We start from the raw sequence: 17,590 nt of genomic DNA, 5'->3' as shown, positions 1-17,590 counted from the left end.
CGGGCATGGCCGCCCGTGCTAGATGCCCCCAGGACCCGCCGGGTCCTGGGGGAGTTTCTTATGACCTATGTCGAGCAGGTGGTTCAGTGGCTGCGGGACCGTCTGGCGCGCGAGCCGTCGCTGGCCGATCCGCGCGAACTGAACGTCGTGCTTCGGGTGCTGGCGGTCTGGCGCTCGCGCGCGATCGCCGACGCCTATGTCCGCCACTACGGCGCCAAGATCATGCAGGGGCCCTTCGCCGGCATGAACTATGTCGCCTCGGCCACCGAGGGCGCCCTGACCCCGCGCCTGATCGGGACCTATGAATCCGAACTGCACCCCTATCTGGCGACCTTCGCCGCCAGGGGGCTGGACTGCGTGATCGATGTGGGCTGCGCCGAGGGCTACTACGCGGTCGGCCTGGCGCGGATGATGCCCGGCGTCACGGTCCATGCCTTCGACATCCAGGAGAAGGCGCGCCTGGCCTGCGCCGAACTCGCCGCCAAGAACGAGGTCGCCGGGCGCGTGATCATCGGCGAGCGGTTCGAACCCGACGGCTTCGAAGCCTTCAAGGACCGCCGCTGCCTGGTGCTGGTCGATATCGAGGGCGCGGAGGACGACCTGCTGCGGCCCGACCTCTCGCCCGCCTTGGCCGGCATGGACCTGATCGTCGAAACCCACGACGTCTATCGGCCGGGCGTGCTGCAGCGGCTGGTCGAGCGGTTCACGCCCACCCACGACATCGTCCGCCTCGATCCCCAGCCCAAGACCCTGCCGCTGCCGGCCTTCCTCAAGGGCGCCAGCCACCTTGATCAACTGCTCGCGGTCTGGGAGTTCCGCCTCCAGGCCACCCCCTGGCTGGTGATGACGCCGAAGGCGTAGGCCCCCTTCCTCCCCCATCGGAATGGGGGAGGACAAAGAGGCGGCCTCCCTAGCCCAGCGCGCCCGCCAACGCCGCCGCCAGGTCGCCCTTGGGGGCGACCTCGACGCGGTCGAGGCCCAGCCAGCCGGCCATCAGCTTCAGCTCGGCGGCCAGCAGTTCGGACGTGACAGCGTCGGCGTCCGGCTCGGCGTGGGCGGCCTGCACCATCAGCACGCCCTTCTTGCGCTCGGCCTTGAGGTCCACCCGCGCGGTGATCGCCTCGCCCTGCAGGAAGGGCAGCACGTAGTAGCCGTGCACCCGCTTGTGGGCCGGGGTGTAGATCTCCAGCCGCACCCGGGTCCCGAACAGCCGCTCGGTCCGCTCGCGGAACCAGATCAGGTTGTCGAACGGCGAGAGCAGGGCGTTGGCGGCGATCTTCCGCGGCCGCCGCGCGTCGCGGTGCAGGTAGGCGCCGTTCTCCCAGCCCTTGACCTTCGCGGGCAGCAGCTCGCCGGCCTCGACCAGTTCGGCGACCCGCGCCTTGGTCTCGGCCACGCCCATGCGGAAATAGTCGCGCAGGTCGCGCTCGGTGGCCAGGCCCTGGGCCCGCGCCGCGATCCTGAGCAGTTCGCGCTGCGCTTCCTCGCGCGGCGGCGGCTCGGCCAGGGCGGCCTGGGGCAGCACCTTCTGCGGCAGGCCATAGACCCGCTCGAAGGTCCCGCGGCGGGTGGCGGTGGTCAGGTCGCCGACCCAGAACAGGCATTCCAGCGCCCGTTTGCCCTCGCTCCAGCCCCACCAACTGCCCGCGCCCTTGGCCCCGATGCTGAGCTCCGAAGCCGGCATCGGTCCGCGCGCCTCGATCTCGGCCAGGCACTTGTCGATGAAGTCGCCGTGGGTGCGCAGGAACCGGGCGATCCCTTTCCAGGTGCCGACCCCGGCCCGGGCGTCCTCCATCCGCCACCGCAGCAGCGGGTGGGTCGCCGCCGGCAGCAGCGAGGCCTCGTGCGCCCAGTATTCGACCAGGGCCGGGCGCTTGCCCCAGGCGATCTCCTCCAGCAGCGGCCGCGGATAGGCGCCCAGCCGCGAGAACACCGGCAGGTAGTGGGTGCGCGAGACGACGTTCACCGAATCGATCTGGACGACGCCCAGCCGCTCGATGGTCTTCAGCAGGTGGCGCCTGCCCGGGTTCGCGGGCCGCCGCTCGGCGAAGCCCTGTGCGGCCAGCGCGATGCGCCGCGCCTCGCGGGCCGAGATCTGTTCCGCCCCCAATCGACGCGCTCCGCTACTTGTTCAGCCGGCCTTCGGCGATGGCCCCGATCTCGAAGGGGAACAGCACCTGGTCGTCCGGCGCGGCGACCGTCTCGGCGATCGCGTCCGGCGCGATCGTCTTGATCAGGTGGCGCATGACGTTGATCCGGGCCACTTTCTTCTTGTCGGTGACCACGCAGGTCCAGGGCGAAGCCGCCTGGTGGGTCCGGGTCAGCATCTCGTCGCGCGCGGCGCTGTAGTCGGCCCACTTCTCCTGGGCGACGTCGTCCAGCGGACTGGTCTTCAGCGCCTTCAGCGGGTCTTCGCGGCGTTCCCTCAGCCGTTCGGCCTGTTCCTTCTGGCTGATGTCGAGCCAGATCTTCACCAGCTTCAGCCCGCTCTCGACCAGCATCTCCTCGAAGTGCGGCACGTCGCGCAGGAAGACCTCCTGGTCCTTCTTGCTGGAGAAGCCCATCACCCGCTCGACCCCGGCGCGGTTGTACCAGGAGCGGTTGAAGATCACGAACTGGCCGGCCGACGGCAGGTGCGGGACGTAGCGCTGGAAGTACCACTGGCTGGATTCCAGCTCGGTGGGCTTGGGCAGGGCCGCCACGCGGGTGGCGCGAATCGACATGTGCTCGATGATCCGGCTGATCGCGCCGTCCTTGCCCGCCGCATCGCGGCCCTCGAAGATCACCAGCACCTTGTCGCCGGCCTTCATGGCGCCCTGCTGGTAGCGCACCAGGGCTAGCTGCAGCGCCGCGAGCTCGGCCTCGTAGGCGTCGTCGTTCTTGTCGTCATCGGATTTTCCCATGCGCCGAGCCTAGTCCTGAACCCGCGCGCAGGGCTAGTGTGCCGGATCTGAAGTTCGCCTGCTTGTTGGACGGGCTCCGAGCGAACCCGAGAAGCACGCTAGAACCTCGCGCCATGATCCGTCTCTACGTCGCCGCCGATCTCGCCCAGGACGTCGCCCTCACCCTCGACCACGGCCAGAGCCACTACCTGACCTCGGTCATGCGCCGCGGCGTCGGCGACGAGGTGCTGGTCTTCAACGGCCGTGACGGCGAGTGGCGCGCGCAGATCGAGGTGGCCGGCAAGCGCGGCGTCATCCTGCGGCCCAGGGCGCTCGAGCGGCCCCAGGTCTTCGGCCCCGACCTCGACCTCGTCGTCGCCCTGGTCAAGCGCGGCCGCGTCGAGACCATCGTCGAGAAGGCGGCCGAGCTGGGCGCGCGCCGCGTGCGGCTGGTGATCACCGAGCGCACCAACGCCGAGCGGACCCGAATCGACCGCCTGGCCGCCATCGCCGCCGAGGCCGCCGAGCAGACCGGGCGTCTCGACGCGCCGGAGATCTTCGAGCCCGTGAAGCTCGCCAGGCTGATCGAGGCCTGGGAGGCGCCGCGCCGGCTGCTGTTCTGCGACGAAGCCGGCGACGCCAGGCCGGTCCTGCAGGCCCTCGCCGGCGCCGAACCGGCGCCCTGGTCGATCCTGATCGGGCCGGAGGGCGGGTTCTCCCCGAGCGAGCGCGAGACCTTGCGGAACCTGAACTACGCTACGCCCGCTTCTCTCGGACCGAGGATTCTTCGGGCCGACACCGCGGCGATCAGCGCGCTTACCCTGTGGCAGGCCGCTCAGGGCGATTGGCGTGGCCTTGAGGTTTCCTGAATTGCGCCCACGTGTCTGAACGGCGTAAAGATCGCGCCGTTTTTGGCTGGATTGGGCTGGGGAGAACGAGATGGCCGACGTCGTGACCGACGAGCGACCCCTCACGCTGGAGGACCTGGTCCGCTGGTTCGAAGCGGGCGAGAAGCCTGCCGGCGCCTGGCGCGTGGGCGCCGAGCACGAGAAGTTCGTGTTCCGGCTCGGGACCTACGAGCCGATTCCATACGATGGTCCGGCCGGGATCCAGGCCCTGCTGAACGGCCTGACGCGCTTCGGCTGGAAGGGCGTCTACGAGGGCGACAACATCATCGCGCTGGAACGGGGCATGGCCAATGTCAGCCTCGAGCCCGGCGGCCAGTTCGAGCTGTCCGGCGCGCCGCTGGAGACCATGCACGACATCTGCGAGGAGACCGGCCAGCACCTGACCGAGGTGAAGACGGTCGCCGACGAACTCGGCCTCGGCTTCCTCGGCCTCGGCTTCACGCCGCTGTGGCGGCGCGACGAGATCCCGGTCATGCCCAAGGGCCGCTACAAGATCATGCGCGAGTACATGCCCAAGGTCGGCAAGCTCGGCCTCGACATGATGTTCCGCACCTGTACGGTCCAGGCCAATCTCGACTTCGGCTCCGAAGCCGACATGGTGGCCAAGTTCCGCACCAGCCTGGCGCTGCAGCCGATCGCCACCGCCCTGTTCGCCAATTCGCCGTTCATCGAGGGCAAGCCGTCGGGCTTCCTGTCGTCGCGGGCCAACGTCTGGACCGACACCGACCCCGACCGCACCGGCATGCTGGACTTCGTGTTCGCCGACGGCTTCGGCTACGAGACCTACGCCAACTACGCCCTCGACGTGCCGATGTATTTCGCCAAGCGCGACGGCAGGTACGTCGACCTCGCCGGCCGCTCGTTCCGCAAGTTCATGGCCGGCGAACTGGCCGAGTTGCCGGGCGACCGCCCCAGCCTCAAGGACTGGGCCGACCACACCACCACCGCCTTCCCGGAAGTGCGCCTCAAGCAGTACCTGGAGATGCGCGGCGCCGATTCCGGGCCCTGGAGCCGGCTCTGCGCCCTGCCGGCGCTCTGGGCCGGCATCTTCTACGACCAGGCCGCGCTCGCCGCCGCCTGGGATCTCTGCAAGGACTGGAAGGTCGAGGACCACGAGCGCCTGCGCGCCGACGTCGCCCGCCTCGGCCTCAAGGCGCAGGTGAACGGCCGCAGCGTGCAGGACGTGGCCAGGGACATGGTCGCCATCGCCAGGCAGGGCCTGAAGAACCGCGGCCGCCTCAGCGCCGGCATGGTCGACGAGAGCGGCTATCTGGCCGAGCTGGAAGAGATCGCCGACAGCGGGATCACCCCGGCCGAGCGCCTGCTCGAACTCTACAACGGCCCCTGGAAGGGCGACGTGCGCCGCGTCTTCGAAGACTTCGCCTACTGACCATGCTGGCCGGGTCGTGCCATTGCGGCGCCGTCCGCTTCCAGGTCGAGGCCGAGATCGAAGAGCTCACCACCTGCGACTGCTCGCTGTGCGTGAAGAAGAACGCCGTCATGGCCAAGGTGCACGAGAGCGCCCTGACCATCACCGCGGGCGAGGACGCGCTCTCGCTCTATCGCTGGAACACCGGCCGCGCCCGCCACTACTTCTGCAGCCGCTGCGGGATCTACACCTTCCACCGCAAGCGCTCGGCTCCCGATCACTACGGGATCAACGTCTTCTGCCTCGACGGCTTTGACCCGAGCGCCCTGCCGATGCGCGCCACCGAAGGCGTCGGCATGAGCATCGAGACCCCGGACGCCCGCCCCGAATGGCCCGGACCGCGGACGTCCTGAACCTTCCCGGCGGCGTCAGCCTTCGGGCGGCGGGGTGGTGACGTTCGGCGGCCAATGGTCGCGCTGGCTGGCGCCGGCGCCGCTGTCGGTGTGCTGGACGATCTGGTCCACCGCCGCGTGCGGATGCTTGGGATCGACCAGCATGTCCTCGACCGCATAGACCTCGACCTTGTCGGGATAGAAGGCCAGCCGGCCGCGGATCACCTCCATGGCGGGGTAGGGCTCCTCATAGGTCCACACCGCGTTGTCGGCGAACCGGCCGTCCATCAGGATCGTGTAGTACGAGGCTTCACCCTTGTACGGACAATGGGTTTTGCGGTCCGTGCGCGAGAAATACTCCATCGAGACGTCCGCCCTCGGGAAGTAGGCCACCGGGGCATAGCTGGCTTCGGTCAGGATCAGGACATCGCCGCTGTCGGCGATCACGTGGTCGCCGTACATGGCGCGCCAGCGGGTCTTGGCGGGCGTGACCTCGATGGGATGGTCTGGGCCGGGGATCAGCATGGGGACGCTCCTCCTTCGTGCAGGTGCAACGCTCAAGGTGGGGCCTGGGCTCCCCCATTGCCAAGCTTCAGGCGCCCGATTGCTTGTGCTTGGCCCGGCCGCGTGATCTTCTCCCGCCAAATTAGCCCGGCGGGGGCGAAACGACCCTCTGAAGAGCCGGCAGTCCAAGGAATCGGAACACCGCCCTCATGAACATCGTAGTCCTTCTGGGGATCGTCATTACCCTGGCGACCGGGATCCCCGTCCTCATGCAGTTGCTGAAACAGCATCCGCGAGGGCTGATCATCCTGTTCTTCGCCGAGATGTGGGAGCGGTTCTCCTACTACGGGATGCGGGGCATCCTGATTTTCTACCTGACCCAGCATCTGCTGTTCGACGACGCCACCGCCGGGGCGCAATACGGCTCCTACACCAGCCTGGTCTACCTGCTGCCGCTGATCGGCGGCCTGCTGGCCGACCGCTATCTGGGCACCCGCAAGGCCGTGGCGTTCGGCGCCCTGCTGCTCGTCGCCGGCCACCTGACCATGGCGGTCGAGGGCAAGCCCGCGACCCAGCATCTCGTCTATGCCGGCCAGCAGTACGAGGTCGTCGCCGAGGGCCGGATGGAATCGCGTTCCGTCAAGCTGATGGTCGGCGACAAGGCCTACGACTTCGGTCCCGCCGAGGGCGGCGGCGTGGAGATCAAGGGCCTTGCGGCCGGCGGCCCGCTGCCCACCGTCCTGCCCAAGGACAGCTACACGATGGAGAAGCAGGTCGACCCGCTGGGCAAGAACGCCTTTTACCTGGCGGTCGCGCTGATCATCATGGGCGTCGGCTTCCTGAAGCCGAACATCTCCACCATCGTCGGCCAGCTCTATCCGCAGGGCGATCCGCGCCGGGATTCCGGCTTCACCCTCTACTACTACGGCATCAACCTGGGCGCCTTCTGGGCCTCGGTGCTCTGCGGCCTGCTGGGCCAGACGGTCGGCTGGTGGGCGGGCTTCGGCCTCGCCGGGGTCGGCATGGCGCTGGGCTGGGTGGTGTTCGTGCTCGGCAAGCCGCTGCTGCAGGGCAAGGGCGAGCCGCCGAACCCGGAACGTCTCAAGGCCCCGATCGCCGGGCCGGTCAACCGCGAATGGCTGATCTACATCCTGGCCATCCTCGGCGTCGCGCCGATCTGGCTGCTGGTGCAGAGCAACCAGCTCGTCGGCTGGGCGCTGGGCGTCTCGACGATCCTGGCCCTGGTCTTCATCGGCTACTTCCTGACCGTGAAGTGCGACAAGATCGAGCGCGAGCGCATGCTGCTGGCCCTGGTGCTGATCTTCGGCTCGGTGGTGTTCTTCACCCTGTTCGAACAGGCCGGCACCTCGCTCAACCTGTTCGCCGCGCGCAACGTCGACCTGATGGGCATCTCCGCGGCCCAGACCCAGTCGTTCAACGCCGGCTTCATTCTGATCTTCGCGCCGATCTTCGCGGCGATGTGGGCCTGGCTCGGCGCGCGCGGGCGTGACCCCAACCCGACGCTGAAGTTCGGCTTCGGCCTGCTGCAGGTCGGCCTCGGCTTCCTGGTCGTGGTCTGGGCCCAGGGCCTGGCCGACGACAACTATCGCCTGCCGCTGATCATGCTGGCCCTGCTCTACATGCTGCACACCACGGGCGAGCTCTTCCTCTCGCCGGTCGGCCTCTCGCAGATCACCAAGCTCTCGGTGGCCTCGGTGGTGTCGTTCATGATGGCCGTGTGGTTCCTGTCCTCCTCGATCGCCCAGTACGTCGGCGGCATCATCGCCGGCGCCATGGGGACCGAGACGGTCGGCGGCCAGGTGCTGGATCCCGCCGCGGCGCTGGCCACCTCGATGGACGGCTTCAACAAGCTGGGCTGGGCCGGCGTCGGCGTCGGCGCGGTCTTCGTCCTGCTGAGCTTCTTCATCAAGCATTGGGCCCATGGCGCGAACGACACCGGCCCGGTCCAGCCCGAGCCGATCGCCCCGACCCTGGACGGAGAACGCCAGGCGGTGAGCCCGGCCGCGATCCGCGCCGATCGCGAGAGCTGATCGGCCGCGTCAAGGCGACGAACGGAGGGGGCCGGACGCAGCCATGCGTCCGGCCCTTCTTCGTCAGGCCCCGAAGGTCTTGCGGACGCGGACATAGTACATCCGCCCGAAGTCCAGCTTGCGGTCGTCGGTGAACAGCACCTCGCTCGACCCGCGCGGACCGTCATAGACGGTGCGGGTGCGGCGCAGGCCCCGCTCGGTGACGTTGGGCAGCTCGAAGCGCACGATCAGGTCGGGGCGCGCCCGCCACTCGGCGAACGGCCGCACGAAGGTCCCCAGCTTGAAGGTCGCCACCTCGTTGAACCGATAGCTGGTCTCGCGCCAGCCGCCATAGGCGTCGACGCCCCAGGTCATCCGCCATTGCGGCAGGTCCTGCGAATAGGTCGCCTCCCACTCCACCGGCCGCAGCTTGGAGATCTCGCGGCTCTCGCCGGTGGTCGGGTCGGTCACCTCCGAGCGCCGCCAGGTCGCCTCGGCCTTCAACTGGGCGCCGGTCAGGCCGAAACGGCGCAGCGGGGCGGTCAGGTTCAGCACCAGCTCGTCCTTGGTCCCGTCGCCGATATTGGCCGGCGAGTCGAACACCGCGGACTGGGTGAAGATCGGCGCCCGGTCGATCACGTCGGTGAGCGTCGAGCGGCGCAGGGTCACGCCCATCACGCCGTCCGTCCAGAACCGCTGCTCCAGCGCGACCTCGCTGACCCAGGCCTGCTCGGGATCGAGGTCGGGATTGCCGGCGGTGACGGCGCCGGTGTTGAACGAGGAATCGGCCACGAAGTCGTCGAAGGCCAGTTGCCCGACCACCCGCTCGATGCGCAGCCGCACCTGGGTCGTGGCGCTCGGCGCCCAGGTCAGGGCCAGGCGCGGCTTCAGGAAGCGCAGGCTCTTGTCCAGCGCCACGTCGCCGGACGACGAGATCGACGAGGCCTCGTAGCGCAGGCCGCTTTCCACCGTCCAAGGGCGGCTCGGACGCCAGACGCCCTTGGCGAACGCCTCGCCGCGGGTTTCCTCGACCGTCACATTGGCCGCGGGCAGCAGCACCGGCAGGCCGTTCGAGGTCAGCGCGGTCCGGCTGTCGAGCCTGTTGAACGCGCCCTCCGCCCCGGTCTCCACCGAAAGGGTCTCGCTGAACCGATAGGACACGACGCCCCGGCCGATCGTCTCGCTGGACTCCCGCGCCAGGTTGAAGCGCCCGTCCTCGCCGGGCGAATCGAACACCGACGAGATGTCCCGCTCGCGGGTCTGGCGCAGGCCGACCAGGTCGAGCGTCGCGCGCGCGCCGAGGTCGCGGGTGAAGCGGCCGCCCAGTTCGGTCTCATGGGTGTGGTTGATGTCGTCGGTGGTCGCCAGCCCCGGCGCCGGGAAGACGATGACGTTGTCCTCCTTGAACTTGTACTTCTCCCAGAACAGCCGGCCGTTGACCCGCAGCTTGCCGCCCAGGACCGGCTGCTCGTAGGCGCCGGTCAGGGTCTGGTTGCCGATGCCGCCGGTCGAATCGATCTGCGAGATCCGGATCGGCGTCCCGTCCGGCCCCAGCATGACGCCCGGCCCGAAGTCGCCGCCATCGTCGGCGCCGAAGCCGTAGCGGGCCGAGCCTTCCCAGTTGCGCCCGTCCTTGCCGCCCGACAGCTCCAGGCGGAAGCCGTGCATGTTGCGGCCGTCATAGACATGGTTGTTGGCCAGGGCGACCAGCCCCTGCAAGGCGCCGCCCGGCTTGCGGACCACATTGGCGATCACCGTGCGGCCCTGCATGTCGATCCCCGGCGCGCCGCCGCGGATCAGGTCGATGCGCTCGATCTGCGACAGCGGGATCCGGCGCAGCAGTTCGTCCAGCGGATCGGTCTTGCTGGAAGGGCGCTGGCCATCGACCAGGGCGTTGCCGCCGCCGCCCTCGAAGCCGCGGATCGCGTCGCCGGTGTCCAGCGCAAAGCCAGGCAGGCGCAGCAGCATCTCCCAGGCGTTGGCCGCCTGGCTCGCGGCGAAGAACGACGGCGGATAGCTGATGACGCCGTCAGAGGCGGGCGCGGCCGCGGTGGGCGCGGGCCCCGCGCCGCCGCCGGCGGCCTCCGGCGCTGCAAGGGCGAGTGCGGACGCCAAGGCCGAAACGATCATGTAACAATGCTCCCCGAAGAAGCAGGCAAGTGACCTGCGCTCAGGGAGTCGCGCCAATTAAATCCAGGAAATGTGGATTAAATCGCCGCAAGAATTGCGATGATTACATGCGTGTAATCATCTGTTGAGATGGAGCTTAGATATTGGTCCCGCCCACCGTCAGGCCGGTGATCTTCAGCGAAGGCTGGCCGACGCCGACCGGAACGCTCTGGCCGGACTTGCCACAGACCCCGACGCCGTTGTCGAAGTCGAAGTCGTCGCCGATCATCGTCACCCGGGTCAGGGCCGAGGGGCCGTCGCCGATCAGGGTCGCGCCCTTGACCGGCGTGGTGATCTTGCCGTCCTCGATCAGGTAGGCCTCGGTGCACTGGAAGACGAACTTGCCGTTGGTGATGTCCACCTGGCCGCCGCCGAAGTTGGCGCAGTAGAGCCCGCGCCTGGTCGAGGCGATCATCTCCTCGCGCTTGTGATGGCCGGCCATCATCGCGGTGTTGGTCATCCGCGGCATCGGCATGTGGGCGTAGGACTGGCGCCGCCCGTTGCCGGTCGTGGCCAGGCCCATCAGCCGCGCGCTCATCCGGTCGTGCATGTAGCCGACCAGGATGCCGTCCTCGATCAGGATGGTCCGCTCGGTCGGGGTGCCCTCGTCGTCGACGGTCAGCGAGCCGCGGCGGCCGGGCAGGGAGCCGTCGTCGAACACGGTGACGCCCGGCGCGGCCACCCGCTGGCCGATCTTGCCGGAGAAGGCCGAGGTGCCCTTGCGGTTGAAATCGCCTTCCAGGCCGTGCCCGACCGCCTCGTGCAGCAGCACGCCGTTCCAGCCGGGGCCCAGCACCACGTCCATCTCGCCGGCCGGGCAGGGGACGGCGTCCAGGTTGACCATCGCCTGGCGCAGGGCCTCGTCGGCCTGGGCCTGCCACTTGTCGGGGCTGATCCAGGCGTCGAACCCGGCCCGGCCGCCGGCCCCGGAATAGCCGTTCTCGCGCTTGCCGTCCTTTTCGACCGTCACCTGGACGTTCACCCGGCACAGCGGGCGCACGTCGCGGATCAGCCGGCCGTCGGCGCGCAGGATCTCGACGATGCGGCGCTCCCCGGCGATGCTGGCCATCACCTGGACGACGCGCGGGTCGCGCGCCCGCACCCAGGCGTCGATCTCCTGCAGCAGCGCCACCTTGTCGGAGAAGGCCGGCGAGGCGGTGGGGTCTTCTTCGCCATAGAGCTTGGCGTTGGTGGCCCGCGGGCCTTCCGCCGAGACGCCGCTATAGCCGCGCTTGGCCAGGGCCGACGATTGCGCCGCCCGCTTCATCGCCGCCTCGGACACCTCGCTCGAGTGCGAATAGCCGGCCGTCTCGCCGGCGACCACCCGCAGGCCGAAGCCTTCCGACGAATCATAGGAGGCCGACTTCAGCCGGCCGTCGTCGAACAGGAAGGCCTCGCTCTCGGAACGCTCGACGAACAGTTCGCCGTCGTCGGCCCCGGCCAGGGCCTCGCCGAGGATTTCCCGGGCCCGTTCGGGCTCGAGGCCGACGGATTCGAGGATCGAGGTGGAGGGGGCGAGGGCGTTCATCGGCGGCTGCTTTCGAAATACGAGCCCTCAGAAATAGGTGTTCGCGGACGGATCGTCACCCCAATCCGCCTCTAGGCCCCGGTTTGGCGTCAGCTTCATGGAAGATCACGGCCTTAACCTTCCGAAGTTACGCCAAATCCCTCATTTTCGGGGGTGTGCGGACGGTGGAGACCGGCTCCATGGCGAGACATTGCGCCATAGGGGGTCTTAGCGCCTTGGCAAGCTACGGGAGAGCGCGTATGCACCCCGGCTTAAGGGCGGGGCCTCGCGGTTTGCGCGGCGCCTGGCCTTGTTTCAGTCGGCGGGGGCGATCGTCTTTCGCGAGGCGCGGCCGGCCAAGCAGACCGAGGGGACATGAAGTCTAGGGTTCAGGGCATGCGGACGTGGGCGGCGGCAGCCGCGGCGGGCGCAACTTCGGCGTTCTGGGGCGTCCAGGCGTTCGCTGAGGAATTGATGGGGCAACCGACGCCGGGGGGCATCGGGCTGCAGCCGGCGGCCGCGCCGCTGAAGCATGCGGCGCATGACTTCCACGATCTCATCCTGCTGCCGATCATCACGGCGATCTGCCTGTTCGTGCTGGCTCTGCTGATCTGGGTCGTCGTGCGCTACAACAAGCGCGCCAACCCGGTTCCGGCCAAGTGGAGCCACAACACCCTGATCGAGGTGATCTGGACGGTCGTTCCGGTCCTGATCCTGATGGGCATCTCCATCGTCTCGTTCAAGCTGCTGTTCGCCTACCACGACATGCCCAAGCCGGATTACACGGTTAAGGCCACCGGCTATCAGTGGTACTGGGGCTACGAGCTCCCGGACCAGAAGGTCGGCGAGTTCATCTCGAACATGCTGCCCGAGGACGAGGCCAAGGCGCGTAACGTCCCCTTCCGCCTGGCTTCCACCGAACCGCTGGTCGTGCCGGTCAACAAGACCGTCCGCGTCCTGGTCACCGGCGCCGACGTGATCCACGCCTTCGCGCTGCCGGCCTTCGGCCTGAAGATCGACGCGATCCCCGGCCGGATCAACGAAACCTGGTTCAAGGCCGAGCGCACCGGCACCTTCTATGGTCAGTGCTCGGAGCTGTGCGGCGTCGATCACGCCTTCATGCCGATCGAGATCAAGGTCGTGACCCAGCCCGAGTTCGAGGCCTGGGTGGCGTCCAAGGGCGGTTCGATGACCGCCGCCGCCGATGAAGCGGCCGCCAAGGCCGCCGAGGCCGCCGCTGCTGCGGCGCCCGCCGCCGCTCCGGCCGCCGAAGGCGCCGCGACCCCGGCCGCCGCCACGGCGCCTGCCGCAGCCGACGCCGCGCCGGCCCCGACCTCCACGCCCGCCGCGCCCGCCGCGGCGCCGGCCGCGAATTGAGCTTAGGACATAGTAAGATGGCACAAGCCGCAGCTCACGATCATCACGACGAAGCCGACCACAAGCCCGGCTTCATCGCGCGTTGGTTCTTCTCGACCAACCACAAGGACATCGGCACCCTCTACATCCTGTTCGCCATCATGGCGGGCCTGGTGGGCGGCGCCCTGTCGGGCCTCATCCGCTGGGAACTGGCCGAGCCAGGCATCCAGGTCTTCACCCAGGGCTCGCTGCTCGACCAGATCGGCCTGATCGAGGCGTCCAAGCACGGCTTCAACGCCGTGGTCACCGCGCACGCCCTGATCATGATCTTCTTCATGGTCATGCCCGCCCTGATCGGCGGCTTCGGCAACTGGTTCGTGCCGCTGATGATCGGCGCGCCGGACATGGCCTTCCCGCGGATGAACAACATCTCGTTCTGGCTGCTGGTCGCCGCCTGGATCCTGCTGCTGGTCTCGATGTTCGTCGACGGCGGCCCGGGTACGGGCTTCGGCGGCGGCTGGACGGCCTATCCGCCGCTGTCGACCTCGGGCCACGCGGGCCCGGCGATGGACTGCGCGATCCTGGCCCTCCACCTGGCCGGCGCCTCGTCGATCCTCGGCGCCATCAACTTCATCACCACCATCTTCAACATGCGCGCCCCGGGCATGACCCTGCACCGCATGCCGCTGTTCGTGTGGTCGGTGCTGGTCACCGTCTTCCTGCTGCTGCTCTCGCTGCCCGTCCTGGCCGGCGCGATCACCATGCTGCTGACCGACCGGAACTTTAACACCCACTTCTTCGATGCGGCCGGCGGCGGCGATCCCGTCATGTACCAGCACCTGTTCTGGTTCTTCGGCCACCCGGAAGTGTACATCCTGATCCTGCCGGGCTTCGGCATCATCAGCCACATCGTCTCGACCTTCTCGCGCAAGCCGGTCTTCGGTTACCTGGCCATGGCCTACGCCATGGTGGCCATCGGGTTCATCGGCTTCGTCGTGTGGGCCCACCACATGTACACCGTGGGCATGAGCATCAATCTGCGCGCCTACTTCGTGGCGGCCACCATGGTCATCGCGGTGCCGACCGGCGTGAAGATCTTCTCCTGGATCGCCACGATGTGGGGCGGCTCCATCGACTTCAAGACGCCCATGCTCTGGGCGATGGGCTTCATCTTCCTGTTCACCGTGGGCGGCGTCACCGGCGTGGTCCTGGCGAACGCCGGCATCGACTACAGCCTGCACGACACCTACTACGTCGTGGCGCACTTCCACTACGTGCTGTCGCTGGGCGCCGTCTTCGCCATCTTCGCGGGCTTCTACTACTGGTTCGAGAAGATGTGGGGCGTGAAGTACCGCGAGTGGCTCGGCCAACTGCACTTCTGGGTCATGTTCGTCGGCGTGAACCTGATCTTCTTCCCGCAGCACTTCCTGGGCCTGCAGGGCATGCCCCGCCGCTACATCGACTATCCCGAGGCGTTCACCCTCTGGAACCACGTCTCGTCGATGGGCTACCTGGTGACCCTGGTCGCCGTGGGCATCTTCCTGGTGGTCCTGATCGACGCGATGATCTTCCGCCGCAAGGCCGAAGCCAATCCGTGGGGCGAAGGCGCCACGACGCTGGAGTGGACCCTGTCCTCGCCGCCGCCGTTCCACCAGTTCAACGAACTGCCGGTGGTCAAGCCGGACCTGCACTAGGTCCGGCTCCCCAAAGACCTCTGTGGGGCGCGGGCTGGGACATTCCGGCGCGCGCCCTTCGGTCGTTTTGAGAGTATTGTGATGGCCATGTCGCCAGCCCTTTCCCGCTCCAGCGCGCCCCCGCGGTGGCAGGACTACGTCCAGCTGCTGAAGCCGCGGGTCATGTCGCTGGTCATCTTCACCGCGATCACCGGCCTGGTCTGCGCCAACGCGCCGGTGAACCCGGTGCTGGGGGCGGTGGCGATCTTCTGCATCGCCGTCGGGGCGGGCGCGTCGGCCGCCTTCAACATGTGGTACGACGCCGACATCGACGCCAAGATGCGCCGCACCCGCGGCCGCCCGGTGCCGGCCGGCAAGGTGCAGGGCGCCGACGCCCTGGCCATGGGCGTCGTGCTCTCGCTGTTCTCGGTCATGCTGCTGGGCATGACGACCAACTGGCTGGCCGCGGGCCTGCTGACCTTCACCATCTTCTTCTACGCCGTCGTCTATACGATGTGGCTGAAGCGCTCGACGCCGCAGAACATCGTCATCGGCGGCCTCGCCGGCGCGCTGCCGCCGGTGATCGGCTGGGCCGCGGCGACGGGAACCGCGCCGCTGAACGCCTGGCTGCTCTGCGCGATCATCTTCATGTGGACCCCGCCGCACTTCTGGGCGCTGTCGCTCTACACCAGCGAGGACTACCAGAAGGCCGGCGTGCCGATGATGCCGGTCACCGCCGGCGCGGCCTCCACCCGCAAGCAGATCCTGATCTACAGCCTGCTGTTCGTGCCGCTGTGCATCGTGCCGGCCTTCACCGGCCTGGGCGGGATCACCTATCTGGCGGTCGCTGCGCTCGGCGGCCTGATGTTCCTCATCCTGGCCTGGCGCGTGTTCAGGAGCCAGGCCGGCGAGACCGGCGGCCAGCGCAACGACGATGGCCTCTATGACGTGAAGGCGAGCTCGAAGGACGCGCGCAATCTCTTTGCGTTCTCGATCCTCTACCTGACCCTTCTGTTCGCCACCCTGTTGGCCGAGCACCTGCTCGACCTGCCCGCCGTCGGAGTATTCTCGTGAGCGAGCCCACCCCCGATCCGACCGTCGAAGCCCGCGCCCGCCGCGGCCGCAACATCGCGTTGGCGCTGGGGCTGGTGCTGTTCGTGGTCCTGGTCTTCGTCGTGACCATCGTGCGTCTGGGAGGCAGCGTTGGCCAGCGGCCGTTCTAAGCCCGAGCTCACCCCGCTCCAGAAGCGCAACCGCAAGGTCGGCATGATCGCGGCCGGCGTGTTCGCCGCCATGATCGGCGCGTCCTACGCCTCGGTGCCGCTCTACAAGGCGTTCTGCCAGATCACCGGCTTCGACGGCACGGTGCGCAAGGCCGAGGCGGCGCCGGACAAGGTGCTGGACCGCAACCTGACCATCCGATTCGACGCCAACATCCGCGACCTGCCGTGGACCTTCACCGCCGAGCAGGTGACCCAGGAGGTCAAGATCGGCCAGACGGGCCTGGCCTTCTTCAAGGTCACCAACAACAGCGACCAGCCGCAGACCGGCCGGGCGATCTACAACGTCGTGCCCGAATCGGCCGGCGCCTACTTCCAGAAGCTCGAGTGCTTCTGCTTCTCGGACCAGACGATTCCGCCGAAAACGACCATCGAATTCCCGGTCGTCTACTTCGTCGATCCGAAGTTCGCGGACGACTTCGAGACCAAGGGCAAGGGCGAAGTGACCCTGTCCTACACCTTCTTCCCGTCGGTGGAGGCCCAGCGCGGCGAAAAGCGCGCGGACGCCACGCCGTCAAAGCACGCTTCGGCCCTTGGCGTACCGGCCAAGGCGGGGCTATAGCACACGCGAATTGTCATTCGCCGGTCCGAGAGAGGGGCAGGCGTCTGTGAGATCTGAGAGGGGTTAGGACCGAAATGGCCCACGGCGAAGTTAAGCACGACTACCACCTGCTGCCTCCCAGCCCGTGGCCGCTCGTGGGCTCCCTGTCCGCGGCGGTGATGGCGATCGGCGGGGTGATCTGGATGAAGGGCATGTTCGGCCTTCCCCAGCATTCTCCGTGGGTGTTCTTCCTCGGCCTCGTTGGCGTGCTTATCACCATGATCTGCTGGTGGTCGGACGTGGTGAAGGAATCCAAGGCGGGCGACCACACCCCCGTCGTCTCGATCGGCCTGCGCTACGGCATGATCATGTTCATCGCTTCGGAAGTGATGTTCTTCGTCGCCTGGTTCTGGATCTTCTTCGAGATGGCGCTCTTCCACGAGCACCGGACCCTGTCCTCGATCGAGGAAGTCCGCGCCGCCTGGGCCACCTGGCCGCCGGCCGGCATCGAGACGGTCCCGGCCTGGAACCTGCCGCTGCTGAATACCCTGATCCTGCTGCTCTCGGGCACCACGGTGACCTGGGCGCACCACGCGCTGCAGCAGGGCGACCGCAAGGGCACGAAGATCGCCCTGGCCCTGACCATCGCGCTCGGCGCATTCTTCACCGCCATCCAGGCCTACGAGTACCACCACATCCTCGAGCACAAGTACTTCTTCGGCGGCGAGGGCGCGGCGAACTCGGGGCTCTACGGCTCGTCGTTCTTCATGGCCACCGGCTTCCACGGCTTCCACGTCCTGATCGGGACGATCTTCCTGGCCGTCTGCCTGATCCGCCTGCTGCGCGGCGGTTTCACCCCGCAGAAGCACTTCGGCTTCGAAGCGGCCGCCTGGTACTGGCACTTCGTCGACGTCGTCTGGCTCTTCCTGTTCGCCTTCATCTACGTGGTGTTCGGCGGGGCGGGCCACTAGGACCGCAG

16 protein-coding genes are annotated in these 17,590 nt (G+C 68.1%); 11 read left to right on the top strand and 5 right to left on the bottom strand.

Annotation, left to right across the window (positions count from 1 at the left end; genetic code table 11):
- The first annotated feature begins 60 nt into the window (after nucleotides 1-60).
- Complete coding sequence (locus RTL41_RS00480; RefSeq protein WP_312160234.1) at nucleotides 61-861, top strand: hypothetical protein; 801 nt, start codon at nucleotides 61-63, stop codon at nucleotides 859-861.
- A gap of 49 nt (nucleotides 862-910) precedes the next feature.
- On the opposite strand, the gene RTL41_RS00475 is transcribed toward RTL41_RS00480, so the two are convergent.
- Both RTL41_RS00475 and ppk2 read right to left on the bottom strand, forming a co-directional pair.
- Nucleotides 911-2,110, bottom strand: coding sequence for a winged helix-turn-helix domain-containing protein (locus RTL41_RS00475; protein WP_312160233.1), 1,200 nt, complete (start codon nucleotides 2,108-2,110; stop codon nucleotides 911-913).
- A gap of 13 nt (nucleotides 2,111-2,123) precedes the next feature.
- A complete protein-coding gene (gene ppk2, locus RTL41_RS00470; RefSeq protein WP_312160231.1) occupies nucleotides 2,124-2,903 on the bottom strand; it encodes a polyphosphate kinase 2 in 780 nt (259 codons plus the stop codon).
- Nucleotides 2,904-3,016: 113 nt separating this feature from the next.
- Between ppk2 and RTL41_RS00465 the strand changes: the two genes are divergently transcribed.
- The 3 genes from RTL41_RS00465 (at nucleotide 3,017) to RTL41_RS00455 (ending at nucleotide 5,572) form a co-directional block, all read left to right on the top strand.
- Complete coding sequence (locus tag RTL41_RS00465) at nucleotides 3,017-3,751, top strand: 16S rRNA (uracil(1498)-N(3))-methyltransferase (RefSeq protein WP_312160229.1); 735 nt, start codon at nucleotides 3,017-3,019, stop codon at nucleotides 3,749-3,751.
- A gap of 70 nt (nucleotides 3,752-3,821) precedes the next feature.
- A complete protein-coding gene (locus RTL41_RS00460; protein ID WP_312160227.1) occupies nucleotides 3,822-5,180 on the top strand; it encodes a glutamate--cysteine ligase in 1,359 nt (452 codons plus the stop codon).
- Between the two features lie 2 nt (nucleotides 5,181-5,182).
- Nucleotides 5,183-5,572 (top strand): GFA family protein, encoded by a 390-nt coding sequence (locus RTL41_RS00455; RefSeq protein ID WP_312160225.1) that lies wholly within the window; start codon nucleotides 5,183-5,185, stop codon nucleotides 5,570-5,572.
- A 15-nt stretch (nucleotides 5,573-5,587) separates the two neighbouring features.
- Here the strand turns inward: RTL41_RS00455 and RTL41_RS00450 are convergent, their stop codons facing one another.
- Nucleotides 5,588-6,076, bottom strand: a complete 489-nt coding sequence (locus RTL41_RS00450) for a DUF427 domain-containing protein (protein WP_312160224.1) — start codon at nucleotides 6,074-6,076, stop codon at nucleotides 5,588-5,590.
- A 188-nt stretch (nucleotides 6,077-6,264) separates the two neighbouring features.
- On the opposite strand from RTL41_RS00450, the gene RTL41_RS00445 reads away from it, so the two are divergent.
- A complete protein-coding gene (locus tag RTL41_RS00445) occupies nucleotides 6,265-8,106 on the top strand; it encodes a peptide MFS transporter (RefSeq protein WP_312160222.1) in 1,842 nt (613 codons plus the stop codon).
- Nucleotides 8,107-8,169: 63 nt separating this feature from the next.
- Here RTL41_RS00445 and RTL41_RS00440 read toward each other — a convergent pair whose 3' ends face one another.
- Together RTL41_RS00440 and tldD are read right to left on the bottom strand one after the other, a co-directional pair.
- The gene (locus RTL41_RS00440) at nucleotides 8,170-10,215 is read right to left on the bottom strand and encodes a TonB-dependent receptor domain-containing protein (RefSeq protein ID WP_312160220.1); all 2,046 of its coding nucleotides are present in this window, start codon (nucleotides 10,213-10,215) and stop codon (nucleotides 8,170-8,172) included.
- Nucleotides 10,216-10,351: 136 nt separating this feature from the next.
- Nucleotides 10,352-11,782 carry a metalloprotease TldD gene (tldD, locus tag RTL41_RS00435; RefSeq protein ID WP_312160217.1) on the bottom strand — a complete coding sequence of 477 codons (1,431 nt, stop codon included), beginning with the start codon at nucleotides 11,780-11,782 and terminating at the stop codon, nucleotides 10,352-10,354.
- A gap of 354 nt (nucleotides 11,783-12,136) precedes the next feature.
- On the opposite strand from tldD, the gene coxB reads away from it, so the two are divergent.
- The 6 genes from coxB to RTL41_RS00405 all read left to right on the top strand — a co-directional run bounded on the left by coxB (nucleotide 12,137) and on the right by RTL41_RS00405 (nucleotide 17,582).
- Nucleotides 12,137-13,138 (top strand): cytochrome c oxidase subunit II, encoded by a 1,002-nt coding sequence (gene coxB / locus RTL41_RS00430; protein ID WP_312160216.1) that lies wholly within the window; start codon nucleotides 12,137-12,139, stop codon nucleotides 13,136-13,138.
- 17 nt (nucleotides 13,139-13,155) lie between these two features.
- Nucleotides 13,156-14,811: a cytochrome c oxidase subunit I gene (gene ctaD / locus RTL41_RS00425; protein ID WP_312160214.1), complete on the top strand. Its 1,656-nt coding sequence runs from the start codon at nucleotides 13,156-13,158 to the stop codon at nucleotides 14,809-14,811.
- 81 nt (nucleotides 14,812-14,892) lie between these two features.
- Nucleotides 14,893-15,864: a heme o synthase gene (gene cyoE / locus RTL41_RS00420; protein WP_409418291.1), complete on the top strand. Its 972-nt coding sequence runs from the start codon at nucleotides 14,893-14,895 to the stop codon at nucleotides 15,862-15,864.
- Nucleotides 15,861-16,013 carry a hypothetical protein gene (locus tag RTL41_RS00415; protein WP_312160211.1) on the top strand — a complete coding sequence of 51 codons (153 nt, stop codon included), beginning with the start codon at nucleotides 15,861-15,863 and terminating at the stop codon, nucleotides 16,011-16,013. Before cyoE ends, RTL41_RS00415 begins: the two co-directional genes overlap by 4 nt.
- The gene (locus RTL41_RS00410; protein ID WP_312160209.1) at nucleotides 15,994-16,632 is read left to right on the top strand and encodes a cytochrome c oxidase assembly protein; all 639 of its coding nucleotides are present in this window, start codon (nucleotides 15,994-15,996) and stop codon (nucleotides 16,630-16,632) included. Before RTL41_RS00415 ends, RTL41_RS00410 begins: the two co-directional genes overlap by 20 nt.
- Before the next feature lie 74 nt (nucleotides 16,633-16,706).
- Nucleotides 16,707-17,582: a cytochrome c oxidase subunit 3 gene (locus RTL41_RS00405; RefSeq protein WP_312160207.1), complete on the top strand. Its 876-nt coding sequence runs from the start codon at nucleotides 16,707-16,709 to the stop codon at nucleotides 17,580-17,582.
- Nucleotides 17,583-17,590: the final 8 nt, after the last annotated feature.

Origin of the sequence: Phenylobacterium sp., assembly GCF_031984885.1 — a bacterium.
Taxonomy (GTDB): Bacteria; Pseudomonadota; Alphaproteobacteria; order Caulobacterales; family Caulobacteraceae; genus Phenylobacterium.
This window is presented reverse-complemented; position numbering and strand designations above follow the sequence as displayed.

Coding starts and splice junctions, on each gene's coding strand:
- tldD (WP_312160217.1), bottom strand. CDS start 11,782: ATGAACGCCCTCGCCCCCTCCACCTCGATCCTCGAATCCGTCGGCCTC.
- RTL41_RS00450 (WP_312160224.1), bottom strand. CDS start 6,076: ATGCTGATCCCCGGCCCAGACCATCCCATCGAGGTCACGCCCGCCAAG.
- cyoE (WP_409418291.1), top strand. CDS start 14,893: ATGGCCATGTCGCCAGCCCTTTCCCGCTCCAGCGCGCCCCCGCGGTGG.
- RTL41_RS00460 (WP_312160227.1), top strand. CDS start 3,822: ATGGCCGACGTCGTGACCGACGAGCGACCCCTCACGCTGGAGGACCTG.
- RTL41_RS00440 (WP_312160220.1), bottom strand. CDS start 10,215: ATGATCGTTTCGGCCTTGGCGTCCGCACTCGCCCTTGCAGCGCCGGAG.
- RTL41_RS00480 (WP_312160234.1), top strand. CDS start 61: ATGACCTATGTCGAGCAGGTGGTTCAGTGGCTGCGGGACCGTCTGGCG.
- ctaD (WP_312160214.1), top strand. CDS start 13,156: ATGGCACAAGCCGCAGCTCACGATCATCACGACGAAGCCGACCACAAG.
- RTL41_RS00445 (WP_312160222.1), top strand. CDS start 6,265: ATGAACATCGTAGTCCTTCTGGGGATCGTCATTACCCTGGCGACCGGG.
- ppk2 (WP_312160231.1), bottom strand. CDS start 2,903: ATGGGAAAATCCGATGACGACAAGAACGACGACGCCTACGAGGCCGAG.
- RTL41_RS00465 (WP_312160229.1), top strand. CDS start 3,017: ATGATCCGTCTCTACGTCGCCGCCGATCTCGCCCAGGACGTCGCCCTC.
- RTL41_RS00455 (WP_312160225.1), top strand. CDS start 5,183: ATGCTGGCCGGGTCGTGCCATTGCGGCGCCGTCCGCTTCCAGGTCGAG.
- RTL41_RS00405 (WP_312160207.1), top strand. CDS start 16,707: ATGGCCCACGGCGAAGTTAAGCACGACTACCACCTGCTGCCTCCCAGC.
- coxB (WP_312160216.1), top strand. CDS start 12,137: ATGAAGTCTAGGGTTCAGGGCATGCGGACGTGGGCGGCGGCAGCCGCG.